Origin of the sequence: Streptomyces sp. NPDC001663 (assembly GCF_042893105.1) — a bacterium.
GTDB lineage: Bacteria > Actinomycetota > Actinomycetes > Streptomycetales > Streptomycetaceae > Streptomyces.
Map to the genome: position 1 here is coordinate 23218 of NZ_JBIAUR010000016.1, position 15836 is coordinate 39053.

General features: G+C 71.5%; 17 protein-coding genes. 6 read left to right on the top strand and 11 right to left on the bottom strand.

From position 1 onward, the window contains the following. Positions 1–80 precede the first annotated feature (80 nt). Both ACFY1L_RS40485 and ACFY1L_RS40490 read left to right on the top strand, forming a co-directional pair. Positions 81–770: a response regulator transcription factor gene (locus tag ACFY1L_RS40485; protein WP_388836384.1), complete on the top strand. Its 690-nt coding sequence runs from the start codon at positions 81–83 to the stop codon at positions 768–770. Further along, positions 767–2134 (top strand): ATP-binding protein, encoded by a 1368-nt coding sequence (locus ACFY1L_RS40490; protein WP_388836387.1) that lies wholly within the window; start codon positions 767–769, stop codon positions 2132–2134. The genes ACFY1L_RS40485 and ACFY1L_RS40490 overlap by 4 nt, the downstream gene beginning before the upstream one ends. A gap of 3 nt (positions 2135–2137) precedes the next feature. Here ACFY1L_RS40490 and ACFY1L_RS40495 read toward each other — a convergent pair whose 3' ends face one another. Both ACFY1L_RS40495 and ACFY1L_RS40500 read right to left on the bottom strand, forming a co-directional pair. Beyond that, positions 2138–2638 carry an SgcJ/EcaC family oxidoreductase gene (locus ACFY1L_RS40495; protein ID WP_388836389.1) on the bottom strand — a complete coding sequence of 167 codons (501 nt, stop codon included), beginning with the start codon at positions 2636–2638 and terminating at the stop codon, positions 2138–2140. Positions 2639–2780: 142 nt separating this feature from the next. Continuing rightward, positions 2781–2954: a hypothetical protein gene (locus ACFY1L_RS40500; protein WP_388836392.1), complete on the bottom strand. Its 174-nt coding sequence runs from the start codon at positions 2952–2954 to the stop codon at positions 2781–2783. A 130-nt stretch (positions 2955–3084) separates the two neighbouring features. On the opposite strand from ACFY1L_RS40500, the gene ACFY1L_RS40505 reads away from it, so the two are divergent. Next, the gene (locus tag ACFY1L_RS40505) at positions 3085–3819 is read left to right on the top strand and encodes a TSUP family transporter (RefSeq protein WP_388836394.1); all 735 of its coding nucleotides are present in this window, start codon (positions 3085–3087) and stop codon (positions 3817–3819) included. Positions 3820–4368: 549 nt separating this feature from the next. Here ACFY1L_RS40505 and ACFY1L_RS40510 read toward each other — a convergent pair. From ACFY1L_RS40510 to ACFY1L_RS40520, 3 genes are all read right to left on the bottom strand, one after another. Beyond that, positions 4369–5031 carry a DUF5063 domain-containing protein gene (locus ACFY1L_RS40510; protein WP_388836397.1) on the bottom strand — a complete coding sequence of 221 codons (663 nt, stop codon included), beginning with the start codon at positions 5029–5031 and terminating at the stop codon, positions 4369–4371. Further along, the gene (recR, locus tag ACFY1L_RS40515) at positions 5024–5623 is read right to left on the bottom strand and encodes a recombination mediator RecR (RefSeq protein WP_361275583.1); all 600 of its coding nucleotides are present in this window, start codon (positions 5621–5623) and stop codon (positions 5024–5026) included. Before recR ends, ACFY1L_RS40510 begins: the two co-directional genes overlap by 8 nt. A gap of 82 nt (positions 5624–5705) precedes the next feature. After that, positions 5706–6050, bottom strand: a complete 345-nt coding sequence (locus tag ACFY1L_RS40520; protein WP_030942250.1) for a YbaB/EbfC family nucleoid-associated protein — start codon at positions 6048–6050, stop codon at positions 5706–5708. A gap of 280 nt (positions 6051–6330) precedes the next feature. Here ACFY1L_RS40520 and ACFY1L_RS40525 point away from each other — a divergent pair, with 280 nt between their 5' ends. After that, the gene (locus ACFY1L_RS40525) at positions 6331–7080 is read left to right on the top strand and encodes an SLATT domain-containing protein (RefSeq protein ID WP_388836401.1); all 750 of its coding nucleotides are present in this window, start codon (positions 6331–6333) and stop codon (positions 7078–7080) included. 23 nt (positions 7081–7103) lie between these two features. Here the strand turns inward: ACFY1L_RS40525 and ACFY1L_RS40530 are convergent, their stop codons facing one another. Beyond that, positions 7104–7706, bottom strand: coding sequence for a hypothetical protein (locus ACFY1L_RS40530; RefSeq protein WP_388836404.1), 603 nt, complete (start codon positions 7704–7706; stop codon positions 7104–7106). A gap of 143 nt (positions 7707–7849) precedes the next feature. Between ACFY1L_RS40530 and ACFY1L_RS40535 the strand changes: the two genes are divergently transcribed. Further along, on the top strand, positions 7850–9037 hold the full coding sequence (locus ACFY1L_RS40535; RefSeq protein ID WP_388836407.1) for a sensor histidine kinase: 1188 nt from the start codon (positions 7850–7852) through the stop codon (positions 9035–9037). Next, positions 9034–9639, top strand: coding sequence for a DNA-binding response regulator (locus ACFY1L_RS40540; RefSeq protein WP_388836410.1), 606 nt, complete (start codon positions 9034–9036; stop codon positions 9637–9639). Before ACFY1L_RS40535 ends, ACFY1L_RS40540 begins: the two co-directional genes overlap by 4 nt. Positions 9640–9642: 3 nt before the next feature. Here ACFY1L_RS40540 and ACFY1L_RS40545 read toward each other — a convergent pair whose 3' ends face one another. From ACFY1L_RS40545 to ACFY1L_RS40565, 5 genes are all read right to left on the bottom strand, one after another. Next, positions 9643–11037 (bottom strand): M20/M25/M40 family metallo-hydrolase, encoded by a 1395-nt coding sequence (locus ACFY1L_RS40545; RefSeq protein WP_388836413.1) that lies wholly within the window; start codon positions 11035–11037, stop codon positions 9643–9645. 70 nt (positions 11038–11107) lie between these two features. Beyond that, positions 11108–12655 carry a PstS family phosphate ABC transporter substrate-binding protein gene (locus ACFY1L_RS40550; protein WP_388836416.1) on the bottom strand — a complete coding sequence of 516 codons (1548 nt, stop codon included), beginning with the start codon at positions 12653–12655 and terminating at the stop codon, positions 11108–11110. 57 nt (positions 12656–12712) lie between these two features. Then, positions 12713–14653, bottom strand: coding sequence for a protein kinase (locus ACFY1L_RS40555; RefSeq protein ID WP_388836419.1), 1941 nt, complete (start codon positions 14651–14653; stop codon positions 12713–12715). 86 nt (positions 14654–14739) lie between these two features. Then, positions 14740–15198, bottom strand: coding sequence for a MarR family winged helix-turn-helix transcriptional regulator (locus ACFY1L_RS40560; RefSeq protein ID WP_388836423.1), 459 nt, complete (start codon positions 15196–15198; stop codon positions 14740–14742). After that, positions 15195–15806 carry a type 1 glutamine amidotransferase family protein gene (locus tag ACFY1L_RS40565; protein WP_388836426.1) on the bottom strand — a complete coding sequence of 204 codons (612 nt, stop codon included), beginning with the start codon at positions 15804–15806 and terminating at the stop codon, positions 15195–15197. The genes ACFY1L_RS40560 and ACFY1L_RS40565 overlap by 4 nt, the downstream gene beginning before the upstream one ends. Positions 15807–15836: the final 30 nt, after the last annotated feature.

Consider the following 15836-nt stretch of genomic DNA (forward strand, 5'->3'; position numbering starts at 1 on the left):
CTGAGGCCGTACGGACTCGGCGATCGGCCGCCGCCGATCACTTTCGGTCGTCTTTAAATTTCAAGCATTAGGGTTCGCCTGTGCGCGTACTTCTGGTGGAAGACGATGAGCCGGTCGCCGAGTCCCTGCGCCGTGGCCTGATCCGCTACGGCTTCGCGGTCGAGTGGGTCACCACGGGCGGCGCGGCGCTGAGCCACAAGGATCCGTACGACGTCGTACTCCTCGATCTCGGGCTGCCCGACACCGACGGCCTCGACGTGTGCAAGGCGCTGCGCGAGCGCGGTGACGTGCCGATCATCGTGATCAGCGCGCGCAGCGACGAGACGGACCGGGTGGTGGGCCTGGAGCTCGGCGCGGACGACTACGTGTCCAAGCCGTTCGGGGTCCGGGAGGTCATCGCGCGGATACGGGCGGTGATGCGGCGCGTGCAGCCCCGTACGCCGGAGGAGGCCGCGGGAGGTCCGGACCGGTACGGGTCCCGGCTGACGATCGACCGCAAGGCGGCCCGGGTGCACGTGGACGGCGAGGAGGTCGCCCTCGCGCCCAAGGAGTACGACCTGCTGTCGTTCCTCACCGAGGAGCCGGGCGCGCTGATGTCCCGGGAGCAGATCATGGAAGCGGTCTGGGACGCGAACTGGTTCGGGCCGACCAAGACGCTCGATGTGCATGTGGCGGCGCTGCGGCGGAAGTTCATGGGGATCATCACCGTCGAGGCGGTGCGCGGGGTCGGCTTCCGGCTGGAGATCGTCAAGGACGCCGGGGCGTCATGAACCGCCGGCTCATCCGCAGTTACATCCTGCTCGTCGCCGTCGCCATCCTGCTGTTCACCGTGCCGGTGGCCTTCACGCTCACCAACCAGCTGCGGGACGACACCGAGCTGTCGGTCAAGCGCGAGGCGACCACCATGGCGCTGCTGCTGGCCAGTCGTGACGAGGCCTCGTGCGGGGCGCTGACGAGGATGGCCGAGGCGTACGCCTTCGAGACCAAGGACAAGGTCCAGGTCACGACCACGGACCGGTGCGCGGCGGACGTGCCCCGCCCCGAGGGGGACGCGGCGCTGACGAAGGCCCTGGAGAAGGGCGAGTCGACCACCGACTGGGGCTCGGACTTCATCTGGGGCCGCAACCTGGTGATCACGGTGCCCGCCAAGCAGGACGACCAGGTCGTGGGCGCCGTACGGATCGTGTACTCGACGTCCCATCTCACCCACAGGCTGTGGACGATCTGGGGCTTCAGGGCGGGGCTCGCGGTGGCGGTGCTCGGGGTGGCGGCGCTGATCGGCGCGGTGGCGGCCCGGCGGATCACCGCCCCGCTGCGCGAACTCAACGGCATGGCGAGCAAGTTCAGCGACGGCGACCTGACCGCGCGCTCGCCGGTGACGGGACCGCCGGAGACCCAGACGCTGGCGCGCACCCTCAACCAGGGCGCGGAACGCCTGGACACCCTGGTGGCTTCCCAGCGGATCTTCGTCGCGGACGCCTCCCACCAACTCCGCACGCCCCTCACGGCGTTGCGTCTGTCGCTGGACAACATCGCGGACGGGGTGGACGACGAGTTCGTACGGGAGGACGTGGAGCAGGCGACCGCGGAGGTCGTACGGATGAGCCGGCTGGTCAACGGCCTGCTGGTGCTGGCGCGGGCGGAGGCGAAGGTGACGGCGGCGGAACCGCTGTCGCTGCCGGACATCGTGCAGGAACGCCTGTCGGTGTGGAGACCGGCCGCCGACGAGCGTGGAGTCACCATCACGCTCGGGGGGAGTGCCGACGGCCGGCCGTCTGTGCTGGCCAGCCCCGGTCATCTGGACCAGGTGCTGGACAACGTGCTCTCGAATGCCCTGGAGGTCTCGCCGGACTCGGGCACCATCACCGTCCGGGTCGAGACCGCGGGCGACGAGGTGGCCCTCTCCGTCCTGGACGAGGGCCCGGGCATGTCCGACGCGGAGAAGTCCCGCGCCTTCGACCGCTTCTGGCGCGGCCAGGGCCTGACCGGGCGCTCCGGCTCCGGCCTCGGCCTCGCCGTCGTCAAGCAGCTGGTGACCGACGACGGCGGAACCGTGGCCCTGCGGGACGCCCCCGGCGGCGGGCTGTGCGTGGAGATCCGCCTACGGGCGGCCGCACAGCGCGCCGGTGGCTGACGACTACTTCTCGGGCATCGCCGAGGAGTGGTGGTTGACGATCAGCCACTTGCCGCCGATCTTCTCGTACGTGTAGGTGTAGCGGGCCTCGACGACGCTCTTCTTGCCCGTGTCGTGGTCGGTGAGCGTGAACTCGTAGATGCCGGTGTCGATGGCGGAGTTGCTGTCGAGGACGTTGACGATCGTCTTGACCTTCGTGCCGACGGGCTTGTTCTGCAGGAAGTGGTCGAAGTAGTCGACGATCTCGGCACGGTCGGTGCGGACCTTGTTGGAGACGGTGGGCAGGAGGACCGCGTTCTTCGCGTACAGGTCCGCGACCTTGTCCGAGTCGCCGGTCTGCAGAGCTCTGTTCCAGTTGTCGAACAGGCCGGCGATCTGCGACTTGGTGGGCCTGGCCTCGTGCTTCGGACCGGCGGTGGCGGCGACGGTGCCCACGGTGCCGAGGGCGACCACGGCGGTGGCGGTGACGACGGCTACGCGCTTGCTTATGGAACGACGGGTCATCGCTGTCTCCAGTTCGGTGCGGGTCTGGCGGGTTCCTGCTGAGGAAGTGACTCCAGACTCGCTTTTCGCTGGTTAGGGCCCGTGCAGGCGTCGTACAGCGCAGATCCAAGACGCACCCAACTCACATGGAGCGACTACCCACTCACGCTCGGTTGCGCAGGAGACTCACACCCGCTCCGGCCGAGACGACGCCCATTCCCACGGCGGTCATGACGCCCTGCGTGCCGTCGACCACGAAGGGGGCGACCGCGGCGACGACGGCGTTGAAGAGGAAGAGGAACCAGAGGGCGGGCTTGGAGGACAGCAGCGACTTCACGGCGTTTTCCTTCGGAACGAGCCCCCGGTACGGGGCTGTTGACCTGGCGAGATCAACGATCCCGTTTCCCGGGGGCCGCAACGAGGGAGTGCTCTCCCGAAGGGAGGGTGTAGCGGACTACACCTTGGTGATGACAACGAGCGGTTTGACGGGCGACGCACTTCTGGCGGCCATCGTGCTGCTCGGCTCCTCCGTGCAGTGGCTGACCGGCATGGGATTCGCGCTGGTCGCCGTACCTGCGCTCGTGCTTCTGCTCGGACCGGCCGAGGGTGTGGTCCTCGCCAACTGCGCCGCGGGGGCCATCAGCGTCGTGGGGTTGGCGGGCGGCTGGCGGCGAGTGCGACCCGGCTCAATGGTGCCACTGTGCGCGGCGGCGGCGTGCACGGTGCCGGCGGGGGCGTGGCTGACCCGCCAACTGCCGGAGCCCGCCCTGCTGTTGGTGATGGGCGCTCTGGTGACGGTCGCCGTGCTGCTGGTGATGGGGGGTGCGCGGGTGCCCGCGTTGCGCGGGGCCAAGGGGGCGGTCGCGGCGGGCGCGATGGGTGGGTTCATGAACTCGGCGGCGGGGGTGGGCGGGCCGCCGGTGTCGTTGTACGCGGTCAACGCGGGCTGGACGGTACGGGAGTTCGTGCCGAACGCGCAGTTCTACGGGGTGGTCGTGAACGCGTTCTCGGTGGCGGCCAATGGCGTGCCGCGGCTGAGTGGTGCGCGGTGGGGGTGGGTCGTCGCCGCGATGGTGGTGGGGGCGGTGATCGGGCGGGGGCTGGCCGAGCAGATACCGGAGGGGCGAGCCCGCCTGCTGGTGTTGGGGCTGGCGTTGGCGGGCGGGGTCACCGCGGTCGGCAAGGGGGTGTGGGGGCTGTGACGGGTGGACGGCTCAGTCCACGAACTCCTTGAGGGGCTCGGTGTCGAGGGTCATGTTCACCGGCTCGGGGAGCTTCGCTGTCGCGCCGAAGGGCCCCGTTGGAAGAGCTCGAAGCCCGAGGCTCAAGCTCCAGGCTGAACTGCGGAAATGAAGGCCGCCCAGGCGGGAGCGGCGATGTGGAGTTCGGGGCGCAGCGGGTATCACCTCCGTCGCTACCGAGCGTAGCCTCCGGCACCGCACTGTGTGACCATGAACGATCTAATCGACCTGCTGGAGTGGATCCCGGCCTCCGGGCATCAACTCCGCCTGGCGGGCGTCTACTTCGACGCCGTCCGGATCGAGGGCGTACGGGGGGGAGCTCGTCGCCACCCGGCTCATGGAGGCCGCCGACGGGGATGCCGGCCCCATCGTCTGCGAGGTGACCGGCTTCCGGTGGATGTATTTCCTGCTCGCTCCGGGCGAGGTGCGGCGGCACAACTGGCCGCTCGGTGTGCAGCAGTTCGGCGGCAAGGGCGTACGTACAGCTGCTTGCCGCCGCGGGCTGAAGGCTCACTTGCCCGGCTGCATCCCCAACGGTGCCCCGATCTCCTCCGCCATCACCTTGCCCGCCTCGAACTCCAGCGTCTCGTCCCCCATCGCCGGCTGGTCGGTGTCCAGCCCGTCCAGTTCCTCCAACGGCTGGTTCAGGCGGACGTGTGCGACCACGGACTGGAGCGCCCGCAGGGTTGCCGACGCCGTCGAGCCCCAGTTGGAGAAGTAGGAGAACTGCCACCACCACAGGGCCTCGGTGGTGCGGCCCGCGCGGTAGTGGGCCATGCCGTGGCGGAGGTCGGTGATGACGTCCGTCAGGTCGTCGGAGATGCGGGCCGGGACGGGGGCCTTGCGGGGCTCGTAGGGGTCGAAGACCTCCGAGTACACGTCGATCGGGTCCAGGAGGCGGGCCAGGTTCTCGCGGAGTTCGTCCACGTCGGCGTCCGGGCCCGTGTCGGGCTCGTAGCGCTCGTCGGGGACGATGTCCTCGTGCGCGCCGAGGCGGCCGCCGGCCAGCAGGAGCTGGGAGACCTCCAGGAGGAGGAAGGGGACGGCCGAGTCGGGCTCGTCGCCCTTCGCCACCTCCGTGACGGCCACCAGGAAGCTCTCCACCTGGTCGGCGATCTGGACCGCGAAATCGTCCGGATCCTGCGTCGTGGCATGCAGCGTGGCGTCAGACATCTAGGAGTCGTCTCCCCTCGAAGGCGCGGCCGAGGGTCACCTCGTCCGCGTATTCCAGGTCGCCACCCACCGGGAGGCCGCTGGCCAGGCGGGTGACCTTGAGGCCCATGGGCTTGATCATGCGGGCGAGGTAGGTGGCTGTGGCCTCGCCCTCCAGGTTCGGGTCAGTGGCCAGGATCAGCTCCGTGACCGTACCGTCGGCCAACCTCGCGAGAAGTTCTCGTATACGCAGGTCGTCGGGGCCCACACCCTCGATGGGGCTGATCGCTCCGCCGAGCACGTGGTAGCGGCCCCTGAACTCGCGGGTCCGCTCGATCGCCACCACGTCCTTCGGCTCCTCCACCACACAGATGACGGAGGGGTCGCGGCGGGCGTCGCGGCAGATGTTGCACAGCTCCTCCTGCGCGACGTTGCCGCACGTCGCGCAGAAGCGGACCTTCGCCTTGACCTCCATCAGGGCCTGCGCGAGCCGCCGTACGTCCGTCGGTTCCGCCTGCAGGATGTGGAAGGCGATCCGCTGGGCGCTCTTGGGACCGACGCCGGGCAACCGCCCCAGCTCGTCGATGAGGTCCTGCACCACGCCTTCGTACACGGACTGCCGTCCTTCCCGGGGTTCCTTACACGTACGTACGGTAGTTGGCGGACGCCTCTCTTAGAAAGGCAGGTCCGGTTACCTAAAAGGGCAGGCCCGGGATGCCGCTGCCGCCGCCCAGGCCCTGGGCCAGCGGGCCGAGCTTCTGCTGCTGGAGGTTCTGGGCGTTCTCGTTGGCCGCCTGGACCGCCGCGACGATCAGGTCCGCGAGGGTCTCGGTGTCCTCGGGGTCGACCGCCTTGGGGTCGATCTTCAGCGCGCGCAGCTCGCCGGAGCCGGTGACGGTGGCCTTCACCAGGCCGCCGCCCGCCTGTCCGTCCACCTCGGTCTGCGCCAGTTCCTCCTGCGCCCGCTGCAGGTCCTGCTGCATCTTCTGGGCCTGCTGGAGCAGCTGCTGCATATTGGGCTGGCCACCACCGGGAATCACGATCAGCTCCTGGTTTCGTACGGCTGTGTGGGCGGGCCCTTCCCGCCTGGCACGAGCCTACGTGGTCGCGGCAGCCATCGCCCCAGCACTCTTTCGAGTGAGTTGTCGCCGAGTCCTATACCTGATCAAGACCCACTTCCGGGCGGAATAGGGGTGAAACCCGGGGCTTCGCCACCCATTGGGCGGTAGGAAGGATCCGGCACATCGGCAGCGGGTGTCACGCAACGTGTTCGGTCGTGATCAGGGTCGTGATCAAGGTCGTGATCAGTAGGGAGTGCGGGTGGGTCAGCCGGAGATGCAGCCCGAGGGTCCGCCCCAGGACGGACGCGGCGAGGGCCCGGCCGGGCTGCGGCCGGGCGATCTGGTCGGACGGTCGTTTCCGCTCGGCGACTGGGGCGAGCCGGCGGAGCGGCTGCACGAGCTGTACCTGTGGGTGGAGCGGGGCGCGCTGGACACGGCCGCCTGGTATCTCGCGGACCGGGTGTGGAAGCGGCGCGGGGCGCGGATGCTGCGCGGCGGGGCCGCGGTGGGGGCCGCCGCCGGGGCCGCGCTGCCGCTGCTGGACCTGACCGGCGTCGTCGGCGGGGTGGCCCCGTGGGGGTATCTGGCACTGCTGCTCGCGGTCGCGTGCATGGCGGTGGATCGGTTCTTCGGCGTGACGTCCGGCTGGATAAGGGACGTGGCCACCGCACAGGCCGTGACGCGGCGGCTGCAGGTGCTCCAGTTCGACTGGGCCTCGGAGAGTGTGCGAGAAGTGCTGGGGCCGGCGGAGGGCACGGCGGGCGAGGCCGCCGAGCGGTGCCTAGGGGTGCTGCGGAAGTTCTCGGAGGACGTGACGGAGCTGGTGCGTACGGAGACCGCCGACTGGATGGTGGAGTTCCGGACGGGTTCGGCACCGATGGGGATCCAGTCGGCGGTGGCCGCGGGCGGCCGGCAGGAGAACGGGAGCCTGCACGGGCGCTTCCCGCTGCCTCCGGGGACGGGCGCCCGCCCGAACATGCCCCGGCAGCGGCCGCCCGAGCCCAGGTGACGGCGGCTGCCGAGGGACCGTGACTACCTGAGAAACAGCAGCTCCAGGCCGACCACCGCGTCCACCACGGCGCACCACTCCGCGAAGCTCGGGGCCACAATGCCCTTCAGCCGTTCCAGCCGCAGGTGGGCGAAGTCCCACACACCGTGGAAGAACCAGCCCGCCGCCACCGCGTACCGGCCGATGTCCGGATCCACCACGAGCCCTGTCACCGCCAGCGCGCCGAAGACGACCGCCCCCGCGGCCTGGATCCCCAGCACCGTCCGCCCGTGCGGCGCCCCGCGCACCACGCCCCACAGCAGCACGGCCAGCGCCACGGCGAGCAACACACCACCCGGCGAGACCGCGTCCTGCGCCTGCACGGCGAACAGCGCCACCACGCCCGCGCCGAGCACGGGCCAGGTCGCCCGGGGGCTCCCGGCCTGGTTGATGACGACGTACAGCAACGGCAGCAGCGGCAGGGTCTCCGCGTAACCGGTGACGGCGTCGTCGCCTCCGTCGGCCCCCGAGCCGCTGGCGATCAGGGCGCCGGTGAGCGCGAGGGCGAGGACGGTGGGCCAGCGGCGGGTCAGGGCACGGGTCCAGTGGGTCGTCGTAGGCGGGGTCAGGCGGCTCTCATCGGCCATGGCGGGTCTCCGGGCATATACGGGGGTGGGGTATCTCGACGCCCTTCAGCCTGCGCTCGCGGGGCCGGCCTCAGTAGTGCCGGATGCGCACGTCCCCGTATGACATCTGTCATTCGGGCCGTGCCGCCCGCGACAATGACGGCGTGGAGGAGGGGGCGAGGGACCGCGGAGCGGGGCTGGCGAGCTTTCGGCGCTACACCTGGTGGGCGGTGCCCGGCACCGTCGTGTGCGTGATGGTGGTGTCGTACGGGAGTTGGGCGCTGGACGGCGATGTGCCGGGCTGGGCCCGGGTGCCGGTCGCGCCGGCCGTCGTCGTCGCGGCCGTGGCGAGTGCGGTGCTGCTCGGCGGGCTGCTGCACGAGCGGGATCCGGTACGTCCGCCGGTGGGGTGGCTGCTGGTCGCGGGTGCCGCCGCGGTCGTGCTCGCCGTGTTCCCGCTGGCCCGGCACAACTACGGGCTGTGGGCGGTCGCGCCCGCGGTGACCGTGGCGATCGGGGCGAACTACGTTCCGACGCGGGCGAGATGGGTGCCGATCGGCGGTGCCGTCGTCCTCGCGCTCGTGCCCGGCGGGGCCGTCAGCCTGGCCGCCGGGGACGGGGAGTTGGCGTATGCCGCGGTGTTCCCGGCGGGGCTGGTCGCGTTCACCGTGTGGACGGTGCTCGGGCCCCTGTGGGCGTGGCACGTCGCGGGGCAGCTGGACCGGGCGCGGCAGCTGGAGGCGGAGCTCGCGGTCAAGGACGAGCGGCTGCGGTTCGCCTCCGACCTGCATGACATCCAGGGGCATCATCTTCAAGTCATCGCGCTGAAGGCGGAGTTGGCGTCCCGTCTCACCGAGGCCGACCCGGCGCGTGCGGCCGCCGAGATGCAGGAGGTACGGCAGCTGTGCGCGGACGCCCTGCGGGACACCCGGGCCGTGGTGCAGGGGATCCGCCGTACGACACTGGACGACGAGATCGCCAACGCGACCCGGGTGCTGGCCGCGGCCGGCATCGACGCCCGGATGGACCTCGAACCGGCCGCCGTGGCAGCCGAGTTGGACGAGTCCGTGCGCGGGCTGCTGGGCCTGGTCATGCGTGAGGCCACCACCAACGTGCTGCGGCACAGCCACGCCCGCCTCGCCGAGGTGGACTACCGCCTCGCCGACGGGCAGGCCCGGCTGCGGATCGGCAACGACGGTGCCGACATCCCGCCGGGCGCCGCGGACGGCACCGGACTGCGCGCGCTCGCCGAGCGACTGCGGGCGGCGGGCGGGGAGCTGACCTGGGAGCGGGCCGACGGCGACCGGTTCACGGTGACGGCGTCGCTGCCCGTCCAGGGGGCGGTGCGGTGATCCGGCTGCTCCTCGCCGACGACGAGGACCTCCTGCGCGGCGCCCTTGCCGCGCTGCTCGGGCTGGAGGCGGACCTGACCGTGGTCGCCGAGGCCGCCACGACCACCGACGCCGTACGCCTCGCCCTCGAACACCGGCCGGATATCGCCGTACTCGACCTGGAGATGCCGCCCGCCGACGGGCTGCGCGCCGCCGAGGAGATCCGGGCCGCCGGGCTGCCCACCCGGAACGTCCTGGTGACCCGACACGCGCGCCCCGCCGTGCTGCGCCGCGCGCTGGCCGCCGGTGTCCGCGGGTTCGTCCCGAAGACCACGCCCGCCGCCCGGCTCGCGGAGATCATCCGCGACATCGCCGCCGGCCGCCGCTACGTCGACCCCGACATCGCCGCGTCCGCGCTGACCGAGGACGACTGCCCGCTCAGCGAGCGCGAGCTGCAGGTCCTGCGCGCGGCCCGGACCGGGGCGTCGGTCGCGGAGATCGCCGCCGAGGTGCATCTGGCGCAGGGCACGGTGCGCAACTACCTGTCCGCCGCGATGTCCAAGCTGGGGGCGGCCACTCGGCATGCGGCCGCCCACCGCGCCTGGGAGCAGGGCTGGATCTGAGGGTCACGACTGCGGGGCAGGGAACGCCACCGGGCTGCGCAGGCCCTTTGTGTTCACCGCCCGCACGCCGAAGAAGACGTTGTCCTTCGACAGGTCCACCTCGTACGTCGTCACGTCTCCGGCCGGGACGACGTGCGTCCACTCGGGCGCCGTCGTCTCGCGCCAGACGATCTCGTAGCCCGCGAGATCCGGTTCCGTGCCCCGGGTCCACACCAGCTGTGTGGAGTTGGTCAGGGCGGACGTCAGGATCTTGGCGCCCCGGGGTGTGCCCGGCGCCTGGGCCAGGGTCCACAGGGCCGCCGCGTTGACCCTCGCGACCCGCTCGACGAAGTCGAAGTCGCAGAACTCCGGGAGGTCGCCGTACTGCTTGCCGCTGTCGTCGACGCGTACGTCCTGGTGCTGGTGGGCGAAGTCCTCGGCCGGCTCGGTGAAGCGGGCGGCCGGGTAGCCGCGCTCCAGGAAGGGGATGTGGTCGCCGCCGCGGAGGTAGCGGTCGCGGCGGTAGATGACCCGGACGTGCATGCCGGTGGCGTCGTTGTCGGCCACGTCCCGTACGAAACGGGCGAGTTGGCGGGAGGGGGAGTCGTTCTCGCCGCCGACCGCCTTGCGGGTCGCCGCCTGCTCCGGGGTCTCCGAGGACGGCACGCCCTCCGCGAACAGACGGATCGTGTACGGGTCCTTGGTGCCGTCGTCCGCCGTGGAACTGCCGACGATGTCATTGGTGAACATCGCCTGGACGTCCGTCCCGGCCGCCTTCGACTGCTGGGCCAGATACGTCGATCCGTACAGCCCCTGCTCCTCCCCCGCCACCGCCGCGAACACGATCGTCGAGGCCGGGCGGCGCCTGGCCATCACCCGGGCCAGCTCCAGTACGACGGCCACCCCGGACGCGTCGTCGTCCGCGCCCGGCGCGTCCGACGTGGCGTTCATGACGTCGGTGACCCGGGAGTCGTAGTGCCCGGAGACGACGTACACGCGCTCGGGTGTCACCGAGCCGCGCAGGGTCGCGAGCACGTTGGTGATCTTCGTGGCCGTGGGGATACGGGACGCCGGTTCCTGGACGTACGACTGGAGTTCCGCCGTCATCCGGCCGCCGGAGGCGGCGGCGTAGGAGCGCAGCTCGGCGAGGAGCCAGTCGCGGGCGGCGCCGATGCCGCGGTTCGGGTCGTCCTGGACGGAGAGGGTGTGCCGGGTGCCGAAGGAGACGAGCTTGCGGACCGTCGCTTCGATGCGGGCGGCGTCCAACTCCCGGAGTAATGCGCGCAGTTCACGGGTGGGTGGCTGTGCGGTGGCCAATGGGCGGCCGCCCTGCCCGGCGGCCTGGGCGGTGCCGCCGGCCCCCAGTGCGGCCGCGCTCGCCGCCGTCGCGGTCAGGACCGTTCTCCTCGTGGGACGCATGTGTCCTCCTGTGGCTGCCGACGCCTCCCCTCATCGTCATGGACACGCCACCACGCCACAAGAGGCGCTCTCAGTCCCCCGCACACAGCCCCGAGGCCGCCGTCGCCGAGCACGGCAGATGACCGCCCGCCCGGATGACGTTCTCGCTGACGCCCTCGCCGAGGTAGGCCAGGAAGGCGGAGGCCAGGGAGCCGGAGGGGGCACGGTCGTAGGTGTAGGCGAACTCCACGCCGCGGTACGGGTAGTCGCTCCTGCCGTACTCGATGTCCGCCACGGAGGGGGCCGCGCCGTCGAGGGGGACCGTGCGCAGGCCGCGGTGGCCGGAGGCGAGGGTGAGTTCGGAGTAGCCGATGGCGCCCGGGAGTTCGGCCACCTTGTTCAGTACGTCCTCGGTGGAGTCGAGTTCGCAGCGCGTGACGGGTGCGGAGATGTCGTCCTTGTGGACGCAGTCCAGCGAGGTGCTGGGCACCCGCTCCCAGCTCTCCAGGACCCGGTGTTGGAAGATCTGCCGGGTCCCGGAGTCGGCGTTGCGGCTGACCAGCACGATCGGGATGTCGGGGAGGGAGGCGTCGACCTGCTTCCAGCGGGTCGCCTCGCCGCGGTAGATACGGCGTACGTCGTCCAGGGAGAGGCCCTTGGCGGGCAGGCGGACGCCGTCGTTGACGACGAGCGTGAACACGGACAGTGCGACGCGCCGGCCCCTCAGCCTGCTCGTGGCGCCGATCGCGGGGCCGTCGGAGAAGGCGATGACGTTCCGGGTGTCCTTCTTCGACTCGGCGCCGAGGGAGGCGAGTTCGTTGGCGCCGGCCGAGCTGCCGCGCGCGTCCACGGTGATGTCGGCCTCCGGGCACTTCTTCTCGTACTGCTTCGCCAGCTCCTCCACCACCGGCTTGAAGGCCGTCGAGCCGATGACCCGCAGGGTGCCCTCCTCGCAGCCGATCGGCGGCGGGTTGTCGTCGCGCAGCACGACGATCGCCGCGAGGGCCAGGACGCTGAGCGTGAGCGTGATGGTGATCAGGCGGGCGGCGCGGCTGAACAGCGGCGGCTTCTCGTCGGGCGTCGCGCTGCGGTTGGGGTGCACCTCGCCCTCGCGGATGCCGCCGATCAGTTGTATCGGATCGCCCACCCGGCCGCCGGACAGCAGCACCAGCAGCTTGAAGTGGTCGCCGTGGTTGAGCGGGACGCGCGGGATGCGCAGGCTGTTGCCGTCGTAGCCGAAGCCGCGGGCGGCGGTGAAATGGTCCATCAGATGGTCGGTGTCGTCCGGCTGGGTGACCGAGACACCGCGGATGGTGCGGTCGGAGAACACCGCGGTCAGGCCATGGACCTCGGGACTGGTGTAGTCGTCGCGGTCGATGCCCTGGGAGCCGTCGTTCTCGACGCGGAGCAGGACGAGGGTGGCGTCGGACATGCCGGGGGCCTCGTCGAACAGCCCCATGCGTACGTTGGCTCTGCCCAGGCGTACGTTGTCGCCTATCGGGTTGTCCATCTGGACGCGGTAGCCGATGCGCTTGCGGCGCGGCACACGGCGCTCGTACCAGACCATGATCCCGGACGCGATGATGCCGAGGACCGCGGTGCCGACGGCCACGACGTTCTCTGCGCTCAGCCACTGCATCGCCGCACCGTACGGGTGTTGCGTGTGCAACGGCCTTACGGCAGTGGGGACTTGGGGTTACTGCCTGGTGTACGTCAGCTTCTCGCCGTTGCTGGTGTTCGTGCGCTGCAGGCTGCCGTCGGACAGCAGGCTGATCTCGGTGGCGTCGCCCGGCTTGCAGTAGCCCGAGTCGCCGGACGTCACGGAGGACGGGCCGATGTCCAGCGTGCCGTCGCTGCCCGGGGCCGAGGTCAGCTGGGCCTGGAACACACAGTGGTAGCTGCCGTTGCTCGTCGGGCCGTCGGCGACCAGGGACATGACCGTGTCGCCCACCTCGCCCTGCTGGATGGTGAGTTCGCGGGTGTTCTCGCCGTCGGCGTTGGTGATGGTGGTCGTCCAGGTGCCGAGATAGCCGGCGGGGACGGCACCGTCCGAAGGCTTCGGCGAGGTCGGGTCCGCGGACGTCGGGGACGGCTCCGGCGTGCTCGGTCCGGGCGTCGGGGACGCACTCGCGCTCGGGGCCGGGCTCGGCTTGTCGTCGGCCTTGTCGCCGCCGCCGTTCATGAGGGCGTAGACCGAGCCGCCGGCGCCGAGCGCGACGATCAGGGCGACGGCGATCAGCGCGGCGGTGGAGCGACCGCTTCTCCGGGGCGGCTCCTCCGGGGTGACCGGAGGCCGGCCGAAGGGCGGGGTCGGGCCGTTGTAGGTGGGGCCGTAGGGCGGGGTGGAGCCGAGGCCGCCGTAGGGGCCGGGTTGCTGGGGGTAGCCGTAGGCGCCGGGCTGTTGTTGTGGATAGCCGTAGGCGCCGGGCGCCTGTTGCGGGTGCTGCTGCGGATAGCCGTAGGCCGGATGGGTGGGCGGGGGCGCAGGGGCGGGGGCTCCGGTGGCCGGCGGGGGTGTCCGGGTGCCCTGGCCCGCGACCATCGTGGGGAGGTGGTCGAGCGGGCCCGTGCCCGGCTGTCCGGGTGGCGGCGGGCCGGCGGGCGCGGCCGGTGCCGGTGCGGAGTCGTCGGCGGCGGAGGCGTGCTCGGGCGAGGCCTCGGGGGCCGCCTGCTGCGGCGTCTCCGGCTTCTCCAGGGAGGGGCCGGGCGCGCCCTCCTCCGGGTCCTCCGCGTCCAGCAACTGCACGGCGTGGCGGCCGAGTTGGGCCACCAGTGCGCTCGGCAGCCACGGGTCGCGCGAGCGGCCGCCGGACACCGTGTCCTCGGCGCCGGTGCGCTCCAGGATCCTCTCGAGCGTCGGCCGCGCCGCCGGGTCCTTCTTCAGACAGTCCTGTACGAGTTCGGCGATGCCCTCGGGCACGCCCTCCAGGTCGGGTTCCTCCTGGGCGATGCGGAACATCAGGGCGTGCACACCGCTGTTGGCGGTGCCGAAGGGGAGGCTGCCGGTGGCGGCGTACGCCAGCACGGAACCCAGGCAGAACACGTCGCAGGCGGGCGTGATGCGGTCGCCGCGCACCTGCTCGGGCGCCATGAAGCCCGGCGATCCGACGAGCGCGCCGGTCCGGGTGAGGCCCCCGTCGGTGACCGTCTCCAGGGCTCGCGCGATGCCGAAGTCGATGACGCGCGGGCCGTCGATGGTGACGAGCACGTTGGACGGCTTCAGGTCCCGGTGGATGATCCCGGCGGCGTGGATGTCCTGGAGCGCGTGCGCGAGCCCGGCCGCGAGGATGCGCACAGATCTCTCCGGCAGCGCCCCGTGGTCGTGCCCGACGACCTGCTGCAGGCTCGGCCCGGCGACGTATCCGGTGGCGACCCACGGCACGGCGGCCTCGGTGTCGGCGTCCAGCACGGGTGCCGTCCAGTACCCGCCGACCTGGCGCGCGGCCTGCACCTCCTGCCGGAACCGGGCCCGGAACTCCTCCTGCGCGGCCAGCTCCTCCCGGACCAGCTTGACGGCGACGGTACGGCCGCGGTCCGACCGGGCGAGATACACATGCCCCATGCCGCCGGCGCCCAGCCGGGCCAGCAACCGGTACGCGCCGATCCGCTGCGGATCCCCAGCCCCGAGCTTCTCCATCGCAGGCCCCCCGAAGTCCCCCGATACGCCCCTGTGCAACAGATCCACGATAGTGCGGGCGTACAGGGAGGTGGACAGAGCGGTGTCTACGGTTCCGTAACAGCCGGAGTCACCTGTTCCAGCACCTTGGACAGACGTTCCAGGAGGTGTACGGCTTCGGTGAGTTCGTCCTGACCGAACTCCTCCGCGAGCCGGTCGGCGAAGGCGGCGTGCCCGGGGTTGATCCGGGCGATCGCCGCGCGGCCCTCCTCGGTCGGGGCGAGGAGCTTGGCGCGGCGGTGGGCGGGGTTGGGCCGGTACTCGGCGAGGCCGCGCCCGACGAGCAGATCGGCGATGCGCTGGACGCTCTGCCGGGTGATGCCCATGGCGCGGGCGATCCCGGCGACGGACAGCGGCTCGCCGAGCACCGCCCCGAGCACCTGCCACCAGGCGGCGGTGAGTCCGGCGGGCTTGGCCAACTCCTCGGCGACACCGAGGAATTGGCCGTTGAGCCGGAACACCCCGAGGGCGCTGCGGCTGAGCAGCTCCTGGCGCTCCCGGCTCACGACGCGGCGGCCTTCTCCAGTACGGCGTACGCCTCCGCGTCCGAGTCGTGGAACAGCCGGTACCAGGCGTCGAGCACCTCGCCCTCGTACACCCCGAGCAGCCGGAACACCTCCCGGGCGAAGGCGACGGGCTCGGTGGGCCCGGCGGTGATCAGCTTCCCGTCGGTGACGGCGTCGGTGTCGACGTAGCGCTCGCCGCCCCGGTAGCCGGTCGCGGCCAGGTAGAAGGAGACGGCGCCGGTGTGGTCCCGGTCGTCGAGCAGGCCCTCGCGCGCGAGCCCGGCGGTGGCTCCGCAGATCGCGGCGACGGGCGTACCGGCGTCGAGGAACTCCCGCGCCTTCCGAGCGAAGGGTGCGAGGTCGTCGCTCGTGTCCCACAGGTCGGCGCCCGGGAGGATCAGCAGGGAGCTGTCGTCGGGGCTCAGTTCCTCGAGTGCGAGGTCGGGCAGGACATGCAGACCACCGATGGACCGCACCGCCTCGCGGCCGGGCCCGACGGTCCGGATGTCATAACCGGCGCGGGCGAGATACGCGGTCGTGTGGCCGGTCTCCCAGTCGGCGAGGGTGTCGTAGACGGCGAGGTGCACGGGCTTGCGGGTGCTGCTCATGACTCCTCCAGCCAAGATGACAGTATGTTG